Genomic DNA, 18,127 nt, shown 5'->3' with positions numbered 1-18,127 from the left:
CCCCAGCAGGTCCTCGACCGCGACACCGGACATGGCGACCTCCCAAAGCCTGTTCAACAGGCGGGAGGACGCTCTATCGCAACTGTAATGCTAAGAGGCGACCACCGGCAAGCCGGTCGCCGTGATCCTGCGGCCCGCCAAGACGCCGGATGGCACCGAAGGCGTCGTTCTGGCGCGACGCCCAGTTCGACACCCTGCGCCTCGGTCTCGTCAAGGTGGCGGCACGGGTCACCGAGATGAAGACCCGCATCAAGGTCTCTCTGCCAACCAGCTTCCCCTACCAGGAAGCCTCGCGGTGTTGGCCGCCAGAACCGTCAAGCTGCTGCCATGAATGCCGGGGCAACGTGCCCCTGAACAAACCTATCCCCGCAACCCTCCAAACCCGTCATCCCGCGCCATTGGCGCAACCCATCGACGCGCCTTCGGCAAGCCGTTCCAAAACGCTGATGAATTATTCGGGCTAGCGGATAAACGCCCCCGACTCAATTCATCATTTAAGAAATCTCCAACACCGTCCCATGGGCGCGCATATTACCCGCGTTTCGCAAGGGCTCCTGGCTCAAATCTATTGGTTTTAGTGTATTCATTTTCAGTAAACTTGCTGTCATCTATAAGAATTCTGACAAGATATTTTTCATTATTTGATATCGCATATTGTCGAATGGCCTCATCTCCTAATTGAGTTGAGGACATTCCTGAAGTATCAATTTCAAATTTTGGTGTGTACACTTTTCCAGCGGACAGGCTATCACCGTACCATTTTTGAAATATTTTATTTATATATGACGGACCAGCTTCCAACTCCTCGCGTATTTGTGGAATAATAACAAACGTATATGGGCTTTTTGTCAGTATATTAAAGGCTTGGCCAGACGGATCTACGGCAAGGGTATTGATGGAACGTGTATCAAGAAGAACGGAAAGAGACGTGCCGGACATGATTTATTTCTCTTTTTTTTCAACAAACGGGTTTTTTGCCAGTCTTTTGACTGCCTCTTCGCTATCAACTGATGGAATGCGACCTTCCGCTACAAGTCGGCAGAGGGAAAATGCGGTTGCCGCGCTCTTATGTGGTGACAACCCGTTTCTTTTTAGGTATGCCTTTCCATATTTAATGACAATGTCCAATTCTTTTTCTCGCAAAAACCCATTCGCCTTTACCCTGTAGGCAATTTTTCTAATTCTCTCATCATTCATCATCTCCTTCGCGAGAGTAATTACTTCATCTACTGTAATAAGCTCTCCCTGACGCGGGGAACTTGATGCGAAATCACCGCCTTTATTTTCCGGCGTTATTTCCTTTGACATCGCTGTCACCCTTCGGTTCGAATGAGTGAAAATTCTATCGGATCACCGAATCTATGATCGTCACTCCCGCGCGACAATCGTCACTGCCTTTTTTCCCTGTGCGTCGATCGTCAGCATCTTGAAAGACCAACCCGGTAGGCCATTGACCTTTAGATCCTCGACCATTGCCTCCTGCTGCCCGAACGGCGTCACCAACTCGACTAGCCACAATCGGTCGCCGCTCTTCCAGTCGGTCGGCGCTAGTTTTGTCGAACCCGCTTCCAGGCGTTTCACGACCTCCTCCGACACGCTGGCCCACAGCGCCAGACCAACCAGCCGCTCGCCCGAACGGAAGGTGCGGAACTGCTGAAGGAGAAATGGCGGCATCACCATCCATTCCAGGTCGGACAGGAATAAATGCTTGTGGCGTGGCGACTGAGTCAAAAGCCATGCCGCCTCTCCAAACACAGTGGCCAACGTCACCTGGGCAACAGAAGTAGGAGTCTCCGATGACGGACTCCGAATGCCTTCGATGTTTGCAGACATGACTCAGCCTTACAGTGCTATTGGTTTCGAAATAGGAGTGTCGACTTCACTCATCAAACGCACCCAGACATAAAAAATCAATGCCCAAGATTCCATTAAAAATAATTCCCGCATACTGCATTATGCTCTTTACTTAATAGTACGAGAGAAACCGCATTTTCTCGGAAATTATTCCGGATAGTTAACAAATTTTTTCGTGCAATGATGCTTCGATTGCGAGGCATAACCTTATCAATGCACATTATATGCTTGCCTATCAATATAAAGCGGCCTAGCGGCGCCGATAATAACTATATCTTGCGCTTACCGTTCATTAGGTTGATAAGCTTTTCGTTCGCGTGATTAATAACGCGAAGTTTTCTATCTCTTTACGGAACTAGGCGAAGTTTTGCTGTCGTTCCAGGCCAGGACGATTGTAGATCGATTCCTTTGTTCACCTAATGCTTCCCTTTGCCTCTGAAGGACAATTCGTCACACCCGAAAGCCGACCCTCTGCAGAGTGCGCATGAGATCGAGTGTGGTGTATTCATGGGGTCAATCCAGGAAAATGCCTGGGGACTCGCCTGTGGGGCGCGAGGCACCTCTTTCGTCCGGAGGGCACAGGGTGCCATCCCTTCCTCAATCCATCCCCCTTCGATTTGGCGGCTCGACCGCCCGAACCGCAGGGTCCCACCCGGCGATTTTCCGCGATTTTTTCCTCAACCCGGCGGATTGCCGGATACCACCCGTCGCAAGGCCGGTACAGGCTGGTGGACGGAAAGTGGGCGGGACGCACGGAAGGGGAAGACGCCGGCATGTACCATGACCATGTGCGCCGGGACAAATTGACCAACAAGACGTGGTTCCTGGGCCTGCTGGCGCTCGCCTTCACGGCGGCCGGCGTCGTCGGCAACGTCGGGGACTCCGGCCTTGCCGCCCGTCTCGCGCCGGCCACCGCGGCCCTGCCGGGCGGCGAGGGGCTGGCGGGCGTCTGGGTCGCGCTCGCCGTCGCGCTGGCCCTCACGCTGAACGTCCATCTGCTCGGCCGGCTCGGCCGGGGCCTGCAGATCGCCGCCGTGTGGCTGGAAGTGTTCAGCCTGTTCCTGGTCTTCTTCTACAGCTTCGACCTGTCCTACAGCTTCATCCTGGGCAAGCTGCCGTTCCTGATCACCCAGGGCGTCGTCACCACCCTGTACATCTCGGCAATCTCCATCGCCATCGCCTTCGTGCTGGCGATGGTCGGCGCCATCGCGAGGCTGTCGGACAACGGCTTCGCCATCGCCATCGCCTCCTTCTACACGTCCTTCTTCCGCGGCGTGCCGCTGCTGATCCAGATCTACCTGATCTATCTCGGCATCCCGCAGCTCGGCTACGTCATCGGGGCGATCCCGGCCGGCGTGGCGGCGCTGTCGCTGTGCTACGGGGCCTACATGACGGAGATCTTCCGCGCCGGCATCATGAGCATCCCCAAGGGCCAGTGGGAGGCCGCGCGCGCCCTCGGCTTCAGGCCGATGCACACGCTGGTGCTGATCATCCTGCCGCAGTCGCTCCGCCTGATCATCCCGCCGACCGGCAACCAGTTCATCGCCATGCTGAAGGACAGCTCGCTCGTCTCGGTGATCGGCGTGTGGGAGCTGATGTTCCTCGCCCGCACCCAGGGCCGCGACGAGTTCCGCCACCTGGAGATGCTGATCACCGCCGCCGCCCTCTACTGGCTGATCTCCATCGTGCTGGAGCAGGTGCAATCCCGCCTGGAGCGCCGGCTGGCGCGCGGCCACCGCCACTGACCATCGCCCTCACCCGGCGCCGCCGATCACCGTCACTGCCCACCGGCACCGGCCGCGGCGCGCCCGCATGCCCGGCCGATCCCTCCCATCCGAACGCCAAGGCTTCCCCACACCTCAGGAGACCGTCGATGACCCTGTTCAAGTCCCTGTGCCTCGCCGCCGCCGCCGGCGCGCTCGCCCTCTCCGCCGGTGCGGCCGAGGCGGGCGCCACGCTGGACCGCATCACGCAGAAGAAGGAGATGGTGGTCGCGACCGCCGCCAACTGGCCGCCGCAGTCCTTCATGAACAAGGACAACCAGCTCGACGGCTTCGACGTCGACGTGGCCAAGGAGATCGCCAAGCGGCTGGGCGCCACCGCGCGGTTCATCACGCCGGAATGGGGCATCATCACCGCCGGGAACTGGAACGGCCGCTGGGACATCTCGGTCGGCTCGATGACGCCGACGACCGGGCGGACCCGCGTCCTCGACTTCCCGGCGATCTACTATTACACGCCCTACGTCTTCGCCGTGCACAAGGCCTCCAAGCTGGACAGCCGCGCGGCGCTGAACGGCAAGACGATAGGGGTCGAGGGCGGCACGACCTCCGAGGATTACATCAACGGCAAGCTGACGATCGACGCGGTCGGCGTGCCTGCCTTCACCGCCGACGTGAAGCCGGGCGACATCAAGACCTACGGCGACAGCGTCGGCCCGCTGGACGACCTGCGGCTGGGCGACGGCGTGCGGCTGGACGCCATCGTCTCCGCCCTGCCGACCATCGACGCGGCGGTGAAGCGCGGCTATCCGATCCGCGCCATCAACGACAAGCCCGCCTATCACGAGCCGCTGGCCATCGCCATCGACAAGGGCGACGCGGAGCTGAATGCCAGGCTGGCGGAGATCGTGGCCGCCCTGAAGGCCGAGGGCACGCTGAAGTCGCTGTCGGAGAAGTGGTACGGCATCGACTACACCGTCGCCAAGTGACGCCGCGGGAGGGCCGGCCGCCGGGATTTCCCCATCCCCGCGGCCGGACCTTCATCGAACCAGACTCGATCCTGCAGACGGGACCCAGCCGGCATGCGTGACTACCCGAACACCTATTACAGCGCCACCCGCCGTCCGGCGGCCGACTGCGCGCCGCTGCGCGGCACGGCGGCGGCCGACGTCTGCGTGATCGGCGGCGGGCTGGCCGGCCTGTCCACCGCCTGGGAGCTGGTCCGGCGCGGCCGCTCGGTCGTGCTGCTGGAGGCGCAGCGGATCGGCTGGGGGGCCTCCGGCCGCAACGGCGGCTTCGTCCTGCAGGGCTGGTCGGAGGGCTTGCGGAAGATCGAGGCACGCTGCGGCCAGGACCATGCCCGCGCCCTGTTCGCCCTGTCGGTGGAGGGGGTGGAGATCGTCCGCGGCACCATCGCCGGCCATGCCCTGCCCGGCTGCAACCCGACGCCCGGAAAGCTCAGCGTCACCCGCTACGAGGCGGCGGACCAGTTGCAGCGCCACCGCGACCACATGGCGCGGACCTACGGCTACGAGTTCACCTACCTCGACCGCCCGACCCTGCGCGGCCTGCTGAAGAGCGACATCTATTTCCAGGCTCTGCGCGACACGGTCGGGTTCCACTTCCACCCGCTGAACTACTGCCTCGGCCTCGCCGGCCTGATCGAGGGGGCGGGCGGGCGCCTGTTCGAGGGCACCGCCATGACCGGCATCCACCGCGACGGCATGGTCGGGGGTACGGCCGGAACCGGCGGGCGCTGGCGGGTGGAGACGGCCGACGGCTCGGTCGCGTGCCACGACGTGGTGATGTGCGGCGGCGGCTATGGCGGGCCGGAGTTCGGTCCCCTGCGCCGGGCCTTCCTCCCCATCGCCACCTATGTCGTGCTGACGGAGCGGCTGGGTGACCGCCTGCAGGACCATGTTGCGACCACCGACGCGGTCGGCGACGACCGCCGCTCGTCCGACTATTACCGCGTCGTCGAGGGCGACCGGCTGCTGTGGGGCGGGCGGATCACCACCCGTTACGAGCAGGACGAGCGGCGCCTGGCCGCCCTGCTGCGCCGGGACATCAGCGGCGTCTTCCCCGGCCTGGCCAAGGTGCGGATCGAGAAGGCGTGGTCGGGGCTGATGGGCTACGCGCGCCACAAGATGCCGCACATCGCCCGGATCGAGGACGGCCTGTGGAGCTGCTCGTCCTTCGGCGGGCACGGCATGAACACCGCCCCGATCGGCGGGCGGGTGATCGCCGAGGCGATCACCGGGGAAAGCGACCGCATCCGTCTTTTCGCCCCTTACGGCCTGACCTGGAATGGCGGTATCTTCGGCCCCGCTGCCGCGGACCTAGTCTATGCCGGACTGCGTCTGATGGACTTCTGGCAGGAATCGCGATCCCGGCGCCAGGGCGCCTGACGGGTCGGCCACCATGAGAGGGGACGAGGCGATGTCTGGGCCGGGCAGCGAGCAGGGTTTCCGCCTGACGGACAAGGACAAGCAGCTCCTCGCCCTGCTGCAGAAGAACGCGCGGGAGCCGACCTCCTCCCTGGCCCGCAAGATCGGGGTGTCGCGCACGGCCCTGCAGGAGCGCATCCAACGGCTGGAAAGCGCCGGCGTGATCGAGGGCTATTCGGTCCGCATCAACCAGAGCAAGCTGATCTACACCGTCAACTGCTTCACGCTGGCGGTCTGCAACAACAAGACCTATTCGGACGTCGTCGCCCAGATGCGGATGATGGACTCGGTGCAGGCCGTGTACGCCATTTCCGGCGACTGGGATTTCGTCATCCACGTCGCGACGGAGACGCTGGAGAAGCTGAACGCCGAGCTGACGCGCATCAACATGATCAAGGGCGTCGCGCGCACCACCTCCTGCATCGTCATGGAGACGAAGTTCGACCGCCGGCTCGCCTTCATGGGCAGGATGGGACCGAACCTGCTTGAGGACGCCGGCGGCCCGCCGTCGCCGGAGGACGGGGCCGGCGCGGCTGACCCGGCGCCGGGGCTGGAAGCGGGCGGCTGAGCGCGCTTTGAAAGTTCATTGCGCATTGAGGCGCGTTCCTGATGGAGCGGGATCGGCCCGCCGAGGCGGGCCGGGTCGAGATGCCTTCTATCCGCGTACGATCCAGGACTCCGGGGTGGAGTTGGAGAAGGCGGAGAGCCCGACGCCCTGGAGGGTGAGGTCGTTGCCGTCGGAGAACACGATCACCGCATTGCCGGCACTGTCGCTGCGCAGACTGTAGCCCTGGCCCTCGGCCAGCCGCAGCCGGTCGCCCTCGGCGGCGTTGAAGTCGGTGATCACGTCCTTGCCGCTGCCGCTTGCGAAGACGAACAGGTCGGCCCCCGCCCCGCCGCTCAGCGTGTCGGCGCCGCGGTCGCCGGCCAGCACGTCGTCGCCGAAGTCGCCGAACAGCAGGTCGTTGTCCAGACCGCCGAACAGCGTGTCGGCATCCTGCCCGCCATAGAGTGTGTCCGCCCCGGCATTGCCGAACAGCAGGTCCGCACCGCTGTTGCCGAGCAGAAGGTCGCCGCCGGCATCGGTCAGGCTGCTGTCGCTGAGACCGCCAATGAGCACGTCATTGCCTTGGCCGCCGTTCAGCGTGTCGGCCCCGAGGTCGCCCGACAGCCGGTCGTCGTCGCGCCCGCCGTGGAGCAGGTCCTCGCCCCGGCCGCCGAACAGCGTGTCGGCGCCGGTGTTGCCGAACAGCAGGTCGCTGCCGGTGTTGCCAAAGAGCCGGTCTTGCTCCTCGCCGCCCTGCACCGTGTCGTTGCCGTCGTCGCCGTAGAGCACGTCGTTGCCGGTCTTGGACCCGACGAAATCATCGCCGCCGCCACCGTGCAGGGTGTCGTCGTCGGCGCCCAGGAGGATGGTCTGGTTGGCGCCGTCGCCCCACACCGTCTGCGAGCCGTCGCCGCCGGTCACCGTCACCGCGCCGATCACCGCGGCGAAATTGACGTTCTGGAGCTGGATGGCGCTGCCCGTGGGCAGGCCGCGACTGTCGATCACCAGGGCGGTCTGCGGGCCGCCGGCCGCAGCCGGGGTGCCGCTGATGACCAGCGGCGCACCAGGAGCGGTCATGCTGCCGAAGGCGACGCTCGGCGAGATGGTCTGGACGAGCAGCGGGGTGTCGGCCGACAGCCCTTGGAGGAAGCCGCCGCCGCCGCCGGTGAGCTGGGCCTGATCGGTCGAGCCCGCCGTGGTGTGGGCGTTGATCTCACGGATGAGGTCGGTGAGCGCGTTGCCGGCCGCCTTGGGCGTCGACGAGCCGCTGGCGGTCAGGCCGTAACCGGCCGGCAACTGCGCCGTCAGCACCGTGCTGCCGCCGCTGGCCGCCAGCGGGATGTCGGCAACGCTGTTGTTGCCGACGGTCTCGGTGCGCCCGGCCGTCACTACGGGGACGGTGATGACGGTCGAGGTGGTGCCGTCACCGTTGCTCTGCGTGGCGGTCTGCACCGGAACGCCGTCCACCACCGTCGGCTCTGAGGGTGGGGGCGGAGGTGCCGGCATGGTGTTGGTGACCGGCCGGCCGTTGAGGTCGGCCATCTCCTGCCCGGCGCCGTCCCGCAGCTCGCTGCCCTGGGCGCTCGCCTCATAGCTGAACTGCACGCTGTCGCCGTACTGGACGGGCGTGTCCAGCGTCAGGCTCAGGGTTTGGGTGCCGCTGCCGGCGATCCCGGTGATGGTCCGCGGCTGGGTGCCGACCAGGACGCTCATGCCGTGGCTGTCAGGCGCGGTCACCGTCTCGCTGAAGGTCAGCGTCAGCGTGGTGCCGCTGACCGAGGCCGCGGTCACCGTCGGCAGGGTGGCGTCGATGGCGTCGGCGGTCTGCGCGATCGCCGTCGTGTAGGCGGTGTTGGTGTTGCCGGCCGTGTCCTGAAGCACGAGGCTGACCGGGATGTCGGCCGCCGCCGCCACGTCGCTGCCACCGGCGGTCACGGTGAACTGCGCGGTGTAGCTGTGGTTCGTGGTCTTTTGCAGGTTGCTCAGCGTGAAGCCGCCGATGCTGCCGCTCGACAGGGTGAAGGTGTCGGTGTCGTCGGCCGTGGTGATGGTCGCCGTGACCGTGTCGCCGATCTTCATGGCGGCGTCGGCAATGGCGACGCTGTCGATCTGCGGGGCGAACCGGTCCATGGTGTGGGCGGTGCCGGTCGTGAAGCCGCCGGTGATGGCGCGGTCGCCGCTGTCCGTGATGCCGGTGCCGCTGCCGTTCAGGTCGAGCCGCAGGGTGCCCTGGGTGTCGGCCGCCGTGGCGACGCTGACCGTGTAGGTGCTGCCGGAGCCGGTGATGCCGGTGATGGTGCCCGCGGCCGTGCCGTGCGTCGCGGTCAGGGTGAAGTCGTCGGCGCTCACGCCGGTGACGGCGGTGCTGAAGACGACCGTGTAGTCGACGTTGCCCGCCGTCGCCGCGGTGTTCGGCGTCGGCGTGATAGAGGTGACCGAGGGTCCGAGCTGGGGCACCGTGAACGACACCGTGCCGGTGGCCGTGTTGGAGGCCGCATCGACGACGTTGCCGGACGAGAAGGACAGCACGGTGCCGGGTATGACGGTCGTGCCCGCCCCGAGCGTGAGCGTGAAGGCCGAGGCGTAGCCGTTGACCGGGGACACCGGGGCGAGGCTGGCGTTGTTGCCGGGCAGCGCGCCGCCCATCTGCAGGTTGGCCAGGGTGATGGTGCCGACGCTCACCGGCTCGCTGAAGGTCAGGGTCAGCGTGTCGCCGCCGCCGTAGACGCCCGGACCAGAGTTGTCGGTAGCGGAGATCGGCGCGGTGGTATCGGCGGCCGGCGCCGTGGTGTCGATGGTGAGCGTCTGGGTGGTGCTGGTGCCCTCGTTGCCGGCGGCGTCGGTGACGCGGGCGCGCACCGTGTAGGTGCCCTGCGCCAGCGCCGCGAGATCGAAGGTGGCGGTGTTGTTGCTGATGCTGCCGTTGTCGCGCGCGGTTTCGCCGGGATCGAGGAAGTCGTTGTCGTTGTTGAGGTCGACGTCGACGCTGACCGTCGCGGCGTTGGCCACGCCGGCGCCGTTGGTGCCGTCGGCGGTGGTGACGGTGATGGAGGGGGTGGTGTCCTTGGTCCGGCCGGCGATGCTGGCCGTCACCGTCGGCGCCGAACTGTCGAAGGTGTAGGTGCCGCCGGTGGTAAAGCCGCCGGTGATGGCGGTGCTGGCCGCGGTGCTGAGGATGCCGGTGCCGCTGGCCTTGAGGTCGAGGCGCAGCTTGCCGTCGCCGGTGATGCCGCTGACCGGCACCGTCCAGGTCCGCCCGTTGTCCGCGCTGGTCACCCCGCCGTCCGGGTAGAGCGGGTCGCCGACCGTTCCCGTCGTCGTGCCGGCGGTCGCGGTCAGGGTGAAATCGTCCGCGGTGACACCGCTGACCGCCTCGCTGAAGGTGACGGTGAAGAGCAGGCCGTTGGTCTTGCCGGCCGTCGCCGACGGCACGATCGAGCTGACCGACGGGCCATCCGGGAGCAACGAGAAAGCCCGTCCACGGATATTGTAATAGGGAATATCCAGACCGAATCCGCTGGGGTAGGGAGGGCTATCGTTGACCCCGCTGCCATCTGCCCAGGTGACGACGAAGCCGTCGCTCCCCAACGCAGCGACCGCCGAGGCTGCCTGCTGGCCTGCCGTGGTGGAATTGATGAGGAAGTCCGAGCCCGAGGGCGTGCCATCGGCCGCAAACCTCTGCCCGCGGATATCAGTGTAGTTGTCGGGCGTAGCCGCGCTGCTATCCGACCATGTGACGATAAAGCCGCCGTCCGCCAGCGCCGCGACGCTTGGAGCGTCCTGGCCGCCCGTGGTGACGGTGTTGACGAGAAACTCGGTTCCTACAGGATCGCCGTTGCTCGCGTATCTCTGCCCACGGACGTCCATGGCGGTGCCGCTTCCCGCCGCCCCGCTGAGATCTTGCCAGACGACGACGAAACCGCCGTCCGTCAGCGTCGTGATCGCCGGACCCGTCTGGTCGGAGGAGGTGATGGTGTTGACACGGAACTCGGGACCCTGAAAAATGCCGGTGCCGGAGAATATCTGTCCGCGGATGTCGTTGCCGCTGCCGCTAGGTCCCGTCGAGCTGCCGTCTTCCCAGGCGACGACGAAGCCGCCGTTCGCCAGCGCCGTGACCGCCGGATTCGCCTGGCCGCCCGTCGTGGTGGTGTTGACCTGGAAGTCGGCTCCCACGGCGCTGCCGTTTGCCCCAAACACCCGCCCGTGAATGTCCCGACCGGCATTGGGTCCCGCCGTTTGACTGCCGTCCCACCAAGTAACGACGAAGCCGCCGTTCGCGAGCGCCGTGACAGATTGAATCCCCTGAAAATCCGACGTGGTGGAGTTGACGAGGAACTCGGATCCCAGAGGGGTGCCGTTGTCCGTGTACCTCTGTGCGCGGATGTCCGTGGCATTTGCACTGGCGTCCGTCCAGGTGACAACGAAGCCGCCGTTCGCCAACGCTGCAACCGCGGGATTCATCTGATCCAGCGACGTGGTGGTGTTGGCGATGAACTCGGGTCCCGAAGGGCTGCCGCCAGCCGCGTACAACTGGCCGCGAATGTCGAAAATGCCGCCCTGCCCCGCCCCCGAGTTGGCATGCTGCCAAGTGATGACGAAGCCACCCCCATCCAGCGCCGCGACGCTTGGGCTTTGCTGGTTGTACGCGGTGGCGCTGTTGACGAGGAACTCGGATCCGGGCACGAGGGTGGGCATTGGTGTGATCCGTGGCGCTAATTGGACTTACTGTTAGTTGCGTAATGTAGCCATCGGTCATAGGCAAGGGATATTTCAAAAGCCGTGTATTTTTATTCCCGTCAACGGGGTGCCAGTTGCGCACACGCTCTCAGTAACGGTTTCATCTTCTGGAGCAGGCGAGCCCAACCGGTCATCCAGCTTCCAGTTGCGGCCGGCGATCGTAGCGGTCTAGTACACCCTCAGCCGCTGGTTGACGTGATCCCGACCTACGAAAGAGCCGGCCGCCTCACCTGAACATGGCTGGCGCACCGGTACGGTCAATGGGATATGGCCGCGGGTGCCCCGAACGTTGGACGGAGACGCAGACAGATGTCAGTGGAACGAGCCAAGACCCTGGCGTCCGAGGGACTTCGGTTGGCGCAGCAGGGGCGTATGCGAGAGGCCGTTCCCCTGCTGCGCGGGGCCGCCGGGCTGGCACCCTGGATTGCCGACCTTCACCTCAACCTGGGCATCGCGCTGCTGCACGACGGGGTCCTCCCGGACGCCGAGGACGCCATGCGGCGGACCCTCGCCCTGGCCTGCGATCAGCCGGCCGTGCACAAAAATCTGGGCATGCTCCACCTCGCCGGCGGGCGTCCGGCGGAGGCCGCCAAGGCCCTCCGCAGGGCGCTCGCCCTGGCCCCCTGGACGCCCGACCGCGGCGCACTTCTCAACAACATTGGCGTGGCCCTGCGCCCGCTCGGACGCCTGGAAGAGGCGGCGGAGCATTTCCGGCACGCCCTGCGCGCCGCACCGGGCTTGGTCGATGCCCGCAAGAACCTGGCCATGACGCTGGTCGACCTGCTGCGTACCGACGAGGCGCTCGCGGTCCTCCGCACCGGCCTGGCGCTCGCCCCCGACGCCGCCGAGTTGCACGGCGAAGCAGCACATGCCTGCAAGGAACGCGGCATGGTCGAGGAGGCGGCCGTCTGGCTGGAGCGTGCGCGGCAGCTCAATCCGGCCGCGATCGAGGCGCTTCACAGTCAGCTTCTTCTGGCCCATTACCAGCCGGGGGTGACCGCCGCCGGTCTGCACCGCCTGCACGCCGACATGGAGCGTTGGCACGGCCGGCGGTCGCGCGCCGCGTGGAAGCCGCACGGCAACGGCCGCGACAGGCACAGACCACTGCGCGTCGGCTATGTTTCCGGCGACCTGCGCCGCCATCCCGTCGGCTTCTTCCTGGCCGGGATGATGCGCCACCACGACCCGGCGCAGGTCATCCCGTTCCTCTACAGTTGTCACCCCCACCAGGACGCGGTGACTGCCGCCATCCGTGCCGGCGGCGCCATCTGGCGCCAGGTGCATGCGGCATCCGACGAAGAACTCGCGGAACAGATCCGCACCGACGGCATCGACATCCTGGTCGATCTGGCCGGACACACCGCACACAACCGGCTGCGCGTCTTCGCCCGCCGCCCCGCTCCGGTGCAGGCGAGCTGGGCGGGATACGTCGGCACCACCGGGCTGGAGGGCATGGACTGGCTGGTCGCCGACCGCTTCCACGTGCCGCCCGGAGAAGACGGGCTGTACACGGAGCGGGTCGCCCGCATGCCGCACGGCTATGTCTGCTGGCAGCCGCCCGACGACGCGCCGCCGGTGGCGCCGCCGCCGGCGCTGGCCCGCGGCTTCGCAACCTTCGGCTGCTTCAACAACATCGCCAAGGTGACGCCGCCGGTGGTCGCGCTGTGGGCCGACATCCTGCGGCGCGTGCCCACCGCCCGGCTGGTGATGCGGACCAAAGCGCTGGGCGACGCGGGGACGCGGCGCCGCTACCTCGCTCTGTTCGCCGCCGGGGGCATCGCGGCGGAACGGCTGACGCTGGGGGGCGAACTCCCCCAGCGCGAGTTGCTGGCCGCCTACGGCGACGTCGACGTCGCCCTCGACCCGTTTCCCTATTCCGGCGGAGTCACCACGCTGGAGGCGCTATGGATGGGGGTGCCGGTGATCACCATGCCGGGCCGGAGCTTCGCCGGGCGGCATTCCACCAGCCACCTGTCCAACATCGGCCATGCCGGGTGGGTGGCCGCCGATCCGGCCGACTATGTCGCCCGGGCGGTGGCCTGGGCGGAGGCCCCGGACGCACTGGCGGCAATCCGCCGGGGGCTGCGACAGGACATGGCTGCGTCGCCACTGCTCGACCATAGAGGTTTCGCACGCGACCTGGAGGCGCTCTGGCGCGAGCTGTGGCACGACCATCTGGAACGGACGGGGGAACCGTCGGCGCCACCGCTCCAGCCTGCCGTCCATGGTTTCGCTGCTCCCGGTGTGCTGCACCGTCTCGGCGTAGAGGCCATGCGGGCCGGGGATGCCGCCAGGGCGGTCCGCTGCCTCACGGCCGCCGTCGCCCTCGCCCCGGCCGCTGCGGATGCCCTCGACCATCTCGGCGTCGCCCTGTCCGGCCGGGGCTCCTTCGAGCCGAGCATCCGGGCGTTGCGGCATGCCACCGCCGTCGCACCCGGCGACCCGGCGCATCTCAACAACTTGGTACAGGCCCTGATCCGGGCTGGACGGTTCACGGAGGCCGCCGAGGCGCTCACGCGCGCCTGCGCCGCGGCGCCGTTCCAACCGTCCCTGGTCGGCCTGCTCGGCGACGTGCGGGCCCGCCTCGGCGATGCCGCCGGGGCCGAGGCCGCCTACCTCGAAATCGCCGCCCTGCGGCCGGAGGCCGTGGAACCCTGGCTGGCCATCAGCCGCCTGTGCCGCCACACCGGGCGGACGGCGCGCGCTCTCGGATCGCTGGTCCAGGCCCTGCAACGGCGCCCGGACGACGCCGACCTGCATGCCGAAATGGCAGCGATCTTCGCCGACCTGGACGATCCCGGCCGGGCCGTCGCCGCGGCCAAACGAGCGTTGGCCCTGGAGCCGGGCCGGGTCGACCGTTATCGAGACCTTGCCCTGGTGTTCCACCGGCAGCAGGTTGGCACTGACGCCGCCAGTCTCCCCCGGCGGATCGCATCGCTGCAGTGACGCCGTAATTCGAGCGCCAGCGAAGCCCAAGGGGGTCGGCAGCAGGGGGTCGGCGCTACAGGCTGGACATTGCACGCTCCGCTCCGCACGAGAGGGGCGTAGATACGACCCCGATTCAGTGTGGTCCCGCTCCATCAGGGACGCGCCTCGACGCACAATGAACATTCAAAGCGGGCTCTGACCCCTGCTCCCCGGATCGCGGCGCGCCCGGCCCGGACGGGCCGGCCGGGAGGGCTCCGGCGACGGGAACCGCCCGCCTGCTTCCCGGTTGCTGCAGGACAGGCAACCGGACCGGCGGCGGAGGCGGATGGACATGCAGGTGAAGCGGATCAAGGAGGGTGGAGCGGACGGCGGACAGCGGGTTTTCGCCGTGGTGTTCCAGACCGGCGACGATCCCATCGCCGGGCTGAAGGCGGTCGCCCGCGACGAGGGGCTCGCCGCCAGCAGCCTGACCGCCATCGGCGCCTTCCGCCGAGGTGTGCTGGGCTTCTTCGACTTCGACCGCAAGGATTATCATCGCATCCCGGTCGAGGAGCAGTGCGAGGTGGTCTCGCTGATCGGCAACGTCACCGCGGGTCCGGACGGTCCCGGCCTGCATCTCCATGCCGTGCTGGGCAGGCGCGACGGCCAGGCGGTCGCCGGCCACCTGCTGGAGGCCGAGGTGCATCCAACCCTGGAGGTGATGCTGACCGAAAGCCCGGCCCATCTCGTCCGCCGCAAGGACGCGGAAACCGGCCTGCCGCTGCTGGCGCCGAGCGATCCGGAGGCACCCGACCCCAAAGCGGCGTCCTGACTGCCCCACAGGCCGGCATCGCTGCCGCAATCGCTGCCGGTATCGCCACCGGCGTGGGCTTGAGTTCGAAAAGCAGCCTGCCTATGCTGGCGGCAGGCTGAAGCCGACGACCGCGCGAGCGGCGGACGGCGGACCGACATGACGGCCGGCATGACGGCCGGGGGGACCGACTGATGCGGCTTCTGGTGGTTGGCGCCGGCTCGACCGGCGGCTATTTCGGTGGACGGCTGGCCCAGGCCGGGCGGGACGTCACCTTCCTCGTCCGCCCGGCGCGCGCGGCGCAGCTTCGCGAGCGCGGGCTCGAGATCCGCAGCCCGCACGGCGACGTGACGCTGCACCCGCAACTCGTGACCGCCGCCGAACTCGCGCAGCCCTACGACGCGATCCTGCTGACGGTGAAAGGCTACACGCTGGACGCCGCCATGGAGGATTTCGCCCCGGCGGTCGGTGCCGACACGGTGATCCTGCCGGTCCTCAACGGCATGCGGCACGTCGACCGCCTCAAGGCGCGCTTCGGCGCGGCTGCCGTCGGCGGCGGCCTCTGCAAGTGCGCCACCACGCTCGACGACGAGGGCAGGATCGTCCAGCTCAGCGGCATGCAGGAACTGGCCTACGGCGAACTGGACGGCCGCCCCTCGCCGCGCATGCAGGCGCTCGACGCCTTCATGGCGAAGGCGGGGTTCGATGCCCGGCTCTCGCCGATCATCGAGGGCGAGATGTGGGAGAAATGGCTCCTGCTCTCCTCGCTGGGGGCGATCACCTGCCTGATGCGCGGCACGACCGGCGAAGTGGAAGCCGCCCCGGGCGGCCGGGACTTCATCCTGGACGTCATCGACGAGGCCATGACGGTGATCTCGGCCGTTGGCGTGCCGCCCCGCCAGGCGACGGTCGAGGCCGTGCGCGGCCTGCTGACCACCAAGGGGTCGCCGATGACCTCGTCGATGTACCGGGACCTCGAAGGCGGGCACCGGGTCGAAGCCGAGGAGATCGTCGGCGACCTGGTCAGGCGCGGCCGCGAGGCCGGCATCGCCACGCCCCTGCTCGCCGCCGCCAACACGCATCTGGGGGTGTATGCGAACCGTGCCCGCGGCTGAAGGGCCGGCGGTCAGGTGCGGGTGACCGACAGGCCGCCGTCGACCAGCGATGCCGTGCCGGTGACGAAGCTCGCGTCGTCCGAGGCGAGGTAGAGCACCGAGCGGGCGATCTCGTCGGGCGTCCCTACCCGCTTCAGGGCATGCAGGCCGGTGACGAAGGCCTGCTTGTCGGCGGTGTCGTTCATGTCCCGGTACATGCCGGTATCGACGGCGCCGGGCAGGACGGCGTTGACCCGGACGTTCCGCGGCCCGAACTCCGCCGCCAATGCCTGGGTCAGGCCGATCAGCCCGGACTTGCTGGCCGCATAGGCGGCGACGCCGGGGAACGCGGCGCTGTAGCCGACGAAGGTCGAGGTGAAGATCACCGAACCGCCGCCGTTCTTCTCCATCTGCGCGATCTGGTGCTTGGCGGCCAGGAAGGAGGCGGTCAGGTTGACCGCCACGGTCTCGCTGAAGCCGGCCTCCGAAACCTCCGTGCTCGGGCCGAGCTCGCCGAGCGTGCCCGCATTGTTGAAGGCGATGTCCAACCGGCCATAGCGGTCGACCGCGGCGGCGACCAGCGCCTGCTGGAACGCTTCGGAGCGGACGTCGCCTGCGATCGCGACGGCCTCGCCGCCCGCGGCAGCAATCTCCCCGACCAGGCTGTCGAGCTCCGCCCGGCGGCGGGCGCCAACGACCAGCCTGGCCCCCTCGGCGGCGAAGAGCGTCGCCGTTGCCCGGCCGATGCCGGAACTGGCGCCCGTGACGATGGCGACCTTGCCGTTCAAACGATTCATGGCCCCTCTCCCTCGATGTCCGGCTGGCGGCGGCTGCCGCGCCGTGGATGGGCGGAAGGATGGCCCCGGCGGATCGTTCGGAATAGTATCCTGATCGCGGAACTGGAATCCGGACAAGCCGAACAATGATCAGGATCGAAGGGATCGCGGCGTTCGTCGCCGCCGTGGAGGGCGGCTCCCTCAGCGAGGCGGCGCGGCGCCTGCGCCTGTCGAAGTCGGTGGTCAGCGAACGGCTCGCGGAGCTGGAGGCATCGCTCGGCGGGACCCTGCTGCGCCGGACGACGCGCCGGCTGACGCTGACCGAGGACGGCGCGGCCTTCCTCGACCGCGCCCGCCGCGTCCTTCGGGAGATCGACGACGCCACGGCCGACATGGCGGAGCGGCGGGGCACGCTCGCCGGCCCATTGAGGATCGCCGTCCCCGTCACCTTCGGCCGCATGCATCTCGGCCCGGCGCTCTATCCCTTCCTTGCGCAGCATCCGGACATCGAGCTGACGCTCGACATCGACGACCGGCGCGTCGACATCCTGGCGGGCGGCTACGACGCGATCATCCGCCACGGGCCGATCGTCGACTCCCGGCTGGTCGCGTGGAAGCTGGCATCGAGCCGCCGCCTGCTCACCGCCTCGCCGGACTATCTCGCCCGCCATGGGACGCCGGCCAGCCTGGCCGAGCTCGATGGCCATCGCGGCCTCTTCTACACCAACCGCGGCCTCGCCGACTGGCGGTTCCGGACGCCGGCAGGCACGATCACCGTCCGGGCAAAGCTGGCGCTCGGCCTGAACAACGGCGACATGATGCGCGATGCCGCGATCGCCGGCCTCGGCATCGCGCACCTCCCGGCCTTCATCGCCGGGCCGGCGATCCGGGACGGCCTGCTCGTCGAGATCGACCTGGGGTGCGAGCCGGAGACGGAGTTCGTCTTCATGGCCCATCCGGAGGGGCGCAACCCGCCCGCCAAGCTGCGTGCCCTGGCCGAGCATCTGAGGAAAGCCTTCGGCGATCCGCCCTATTGGGACCCGCCCCGCCGAAACGCCTGATCCGGAACGCCCGATCCGGAACGCCGGATCCGGAACGCCGGATCACGGGGCGCGGGTTCGCGCCCCAGGGCCGTCAGGGCTTCAGCGCGGCCAGCCCGTCGGTGATCCCCTTGGTGGAGACTGGGATGGCGACGGTCTGCTGGCCGTTGTAGGGGCGCAGCAGGATCTGCGC

Annotated in this window: 13 protein-coding genes and 1 pseudogene; 9 read left to right on the top strand and 5 right to left on the bottom strand. The window is 67.3% G+C overall.

The annotated features are described in order from the left end of the window. Nucleotides 1-143 precede the first annotated feature (143 nt). Nucleotides 144-284, top strand: a pseudogene (locus J2850_RS31980) (transposase); the annotation flags it as partial. Between the two features lie 247 nt (nt 285-531). Here J2850_RS31980 and J2850_RS31145 read toward each other — a convergent pair. From J2850_RS31145 to J2850_RS31135, 3 genes are read right to left on the bottom strand one after another with little or no spacing between them, the layout of a single operon-like run. Next, nucleotides 532-939, bottom strand: coding sequence for a hypothetical protein (locus tag J2850_RS31145; protein ID WP_209991267.1), 408 nt, complete (start codon nt 937-939; stop codon nt 532-534). Nucleotides 940-942: 3 nt separating this feature from the next. Beyond that, nucleotides 943-1,308 carry a hypothetical protein gene (locus tag J2850_RS31140; protein ID WP_209991265.1) on the bottom strand — a complete coding sequence of 122 codons (366 nt, stop codon included), beginning with the start codon at nt 1,306-1,308 and terminating at the stop codon, nt 943-945. Nucleotides 1,309-1,368: 60 nt separating this feature from the next. Then, on the bottom strand, nt 1,369-1,833 hold the full coding sequence (locus J2850_RS31135; RefSeq protein ID WP_209991262.1) for a toxin-activating lysine-acyltransferase: 465 nt from the start codon (nt 1,831-1,833) through the stop codon (nt 1,369-1,371). A 794-nt stretch (nt 1,834-2,627) separates the two neighbouring features. Here J2850_RS31135 and J2850_RS31130 point away from each other — a divergent pair. From J2850_RS31130 to J2850_RS31115, 4 genes are all read left to right on the top strand, one after another. Next, on the top strand, nt 2,628-3,599 hold the full coding sequence (locus J2850_RS31130; RefSeq protein ID WP_209991260.1) for an amino acid ABC transporter permease: 972 nt from the start codon (nt 2,628-2,630) through the stop codon (nt 3,597-3,599). 128 nt (nt 3,600-3,727) lie between these two features. Next, nucleotides 3,728-4,564, top strand: a complete 837-nt coding sequence (locus tag J2850_RS31125; RefSeq protein WP_209991257.1) for a transporter substrate-binding domain-containing protein — start codon at nt 3,728-3,730, stop codon at nt 4,562-4,564. Nucleotides 4,565-4,657: 93 nt separating this feature from the next. Next, the gene (locus J2850_RS31120; protein WP_209991256.1) at nt 4,658-5,983 is read left to right on the top strand and encodes an NAD(P)/FAD-dependent oxidoreductase; all 1,326 of its coding nucleotides are present in this window, start codon (nt 4,658-4,660) and stop codon (nt 5,981-5,983) included. A 31-nt stretch (nt 5,984-6,014) separates the two neighbouring features. Next, nucleotides 6,015-6,590 (top strand): Lrp/AsnC family transcriptional regulator, encoded by a 576-nt coding sequence (locus J2850_RS31115; RefSeq protein WP_209991254.1) that lies wholly within the window; start codon nt 6,015-6,017, stop codon nt 6,588-6,590. An 87-nt stretch (nt 6,591-6,677) separates the two neighbouring features. Here the strand turns inward: J2850_RS31115 and J2850_RS31110 are convergent, their stop codons facing one another. Beyond that, nucleotides 6,678-11,264, bottom strand: coding sequence for a beta strand repeat-containing protein (locus J2850_RS31110; RefSeq protein ID WP_209991252.1), 4,587 nt, complete (start codon nt 11,262-11,264; stop codon nt 6,678-6,680). Between the two features lie 351 nt (nt 11,265-11,615). Here J2850_RS31110 and J2850_RS31105 point away from each other — a divergent pair, with 351 nt between their 5' ends. The 3 genes from J2850_RS31105 (at nt 11,616) to panE (ending at nt 16,139) form a co-directional block, all read left to right on the top strand. Beyond that, the gene (locus tag J2850_RS31105; RefSeq protein WP_209991250.1) at nt 11,616-14,252 is read left to right on the top strand and encodes an O-linked N-acetylglucosamine transferase family protein; all 2,637 of its coding nucleotides are present in this window, start codon (nt 11,616-11,618) and stop codon (nt 14,250-14,252) included. Between the two features lie 313 nt (nt 14,253-14,565). Beyond that, nucleotides 14,566-15,045, top strand: coding sequence for a PPC domain-containing DNA-binding protein (locus tag J2850_RS31100; RefSeq protein ID WP_209991248.1), 480 nt, complete (start codon nt 14,566-14,568; stop codon nt 15,043-15,045). Nucleotides 15,046-15,218: 173 nt separating this feature from the next. After that, nucleotides 15,219-16,139 (top strand): 2-dehydropantoate 2-reductase, encoded by a 921-nt coding sequence (gene panE, locus J2850_RS31095; protein ID WP_209991245.1) that lies wholly within the window; start codon nt 15,219-15,221, stop codon nt 16,137-16,139. Nucleotides 16,140-16,150: 11 nt separating this feature from the next. On the opposite strand, the gene J2850_RS31090 is transcribed toward panE, so the two are convergent. Further along, nucleotides 16,151-16,915: an SDR family oxidoreductase gene (locus J2850_RS31090; RefSeq protein WP_209991243.1), complete on the bottom strand. Its 765-nt coding sequence runs from the start codon at nt 16,913-16,915 to the stop codon at nt 16,151-16,153. Nucleotides 16,916-17,040: 125 nt separating this feature from the next. On the opposite strand from J2850_RS31090, the gene J2850_RS31085 reads away from it, so the two are divergent. Next, nucleotides 17,041-17,955: a LysR family transcriptional regulator gene (locus J2850_RS31085; RefSeq protein ID WP_209991241.1), complete on the top strand. Its 915-nt coding sequence runs from the start codon at nt 17,041-17,043 to the stop codon at nt 17,953-17,955. Nucleotides 17,956-18,127: the final 172 nt, after the last annotated feature.

Source organism: Azospirillum picis (genome assembly GCF_017876115.1).
Lineage (GTDB): Bacteria > Pseudomonadota > Alphaproteobacteria > Azospirillales > Azospirillaceae > Azospirillum > Azospirillum picis.
Note: the sequence above shows the minus strand (reverse complement) of the source record. Positions and strands in the feature narration are given on the sequence as shown.

Excerpts from the sequence above, each read along its gene's own strand:
- J2850_RS31140 (WP_209991265.1), bottom strand. The coding sequence starts at position 1,308 with ATGTCAAAGGAAATAACGCCGGAAAATAAAGGCGGTGATTTCGCATCA.
- J2850_RS31120 (WP_209991256.1), top strand. The coding sequence starts at position 4,658 with ATGCGTGACTACCCGAACACCTATTACAGCGCCACCCGCCGTCCGGCG.
- J2850_RS31115 (WP_209991254.1), top strand. The coding sequence starts at position 6,015 with ATGTCTGGGCCGGGCAGCGAGCAGGGTTTCCGCCTGACGGACAAGGAC.
- panE (WP_209991245.1), top strand. The coding sequence starts at position 15,219 with ATGCGGCTTCTGGTGGTTGGCGCCGGCTCGACCGGCGGCTATTTCGGT.
- J2850_RS31130 (WP_209991260.1), top strand. The coding sequence starts at position 2,628 with ATGTACCATGACCATGTGCGCCGGGACAAATTGACCAACAAGACGTGG.
- J2850_RS31110 (WP_209991252.1), bottom strand. The coding sequence starts at position 11,264 with ATGCCCACCCTCGTGCCCGGATCCGAGTTCCTCGTCAACAGCGCCACC.
- J2850_RS31105 (WP_209991250.1), top strand. The coding sequence starts at position 11,616 with ATGTCAGTGGAACGAGCCAAGACCCTGGCGTCCGAGGGACTTCGGTTG.
- J2850_RS31100 (WP_209991248.1), top strand. The coding sequence starts at position 14,566 with ATGCAGGTGAAGCGGATCAAGGAGGGTGGAGCGGACGGCGGACAGCGG.
- J2850_RS31145 (WP_209991267.1), bottom strand. The coding sequence starts at position 939 with ATGTCCGGCACGTCTCTTTCCGTTCTTCTTGATACACGTTCCATCAAT.
- J2850_RS31090 (WP_209991243.1), bottom strand. The coding sequence starts at position 16,915 with ATGAATCGTTTGAACGGCAAGGTCGCCATCGTCACGGGCGCCAGTTCC.
- J2850_RS31085 (WP_209991241.1), top strand. The coding sequence starts at position 17,041 with ATGATCAGGATCGAAGGGATCGCGGCGTTCGTCGCCGCCGTGGAGGGC.
- J2850_RS31125 (WP_209991257.1), top strand. The coding sequence starts at position 3,728 with ATGACCCTGTTCAAGTCCCTGTGCCTCGCCGCCGCCGCCGGCGCGCTC.
- J2850_RS31135 (WP_209991262.1), bottom strand. The coding sequence starts at position 1,833 with ATGTCTGCAAACATCGAAGGCATTCGGAGTCCGTCATCGGAGACTCCT.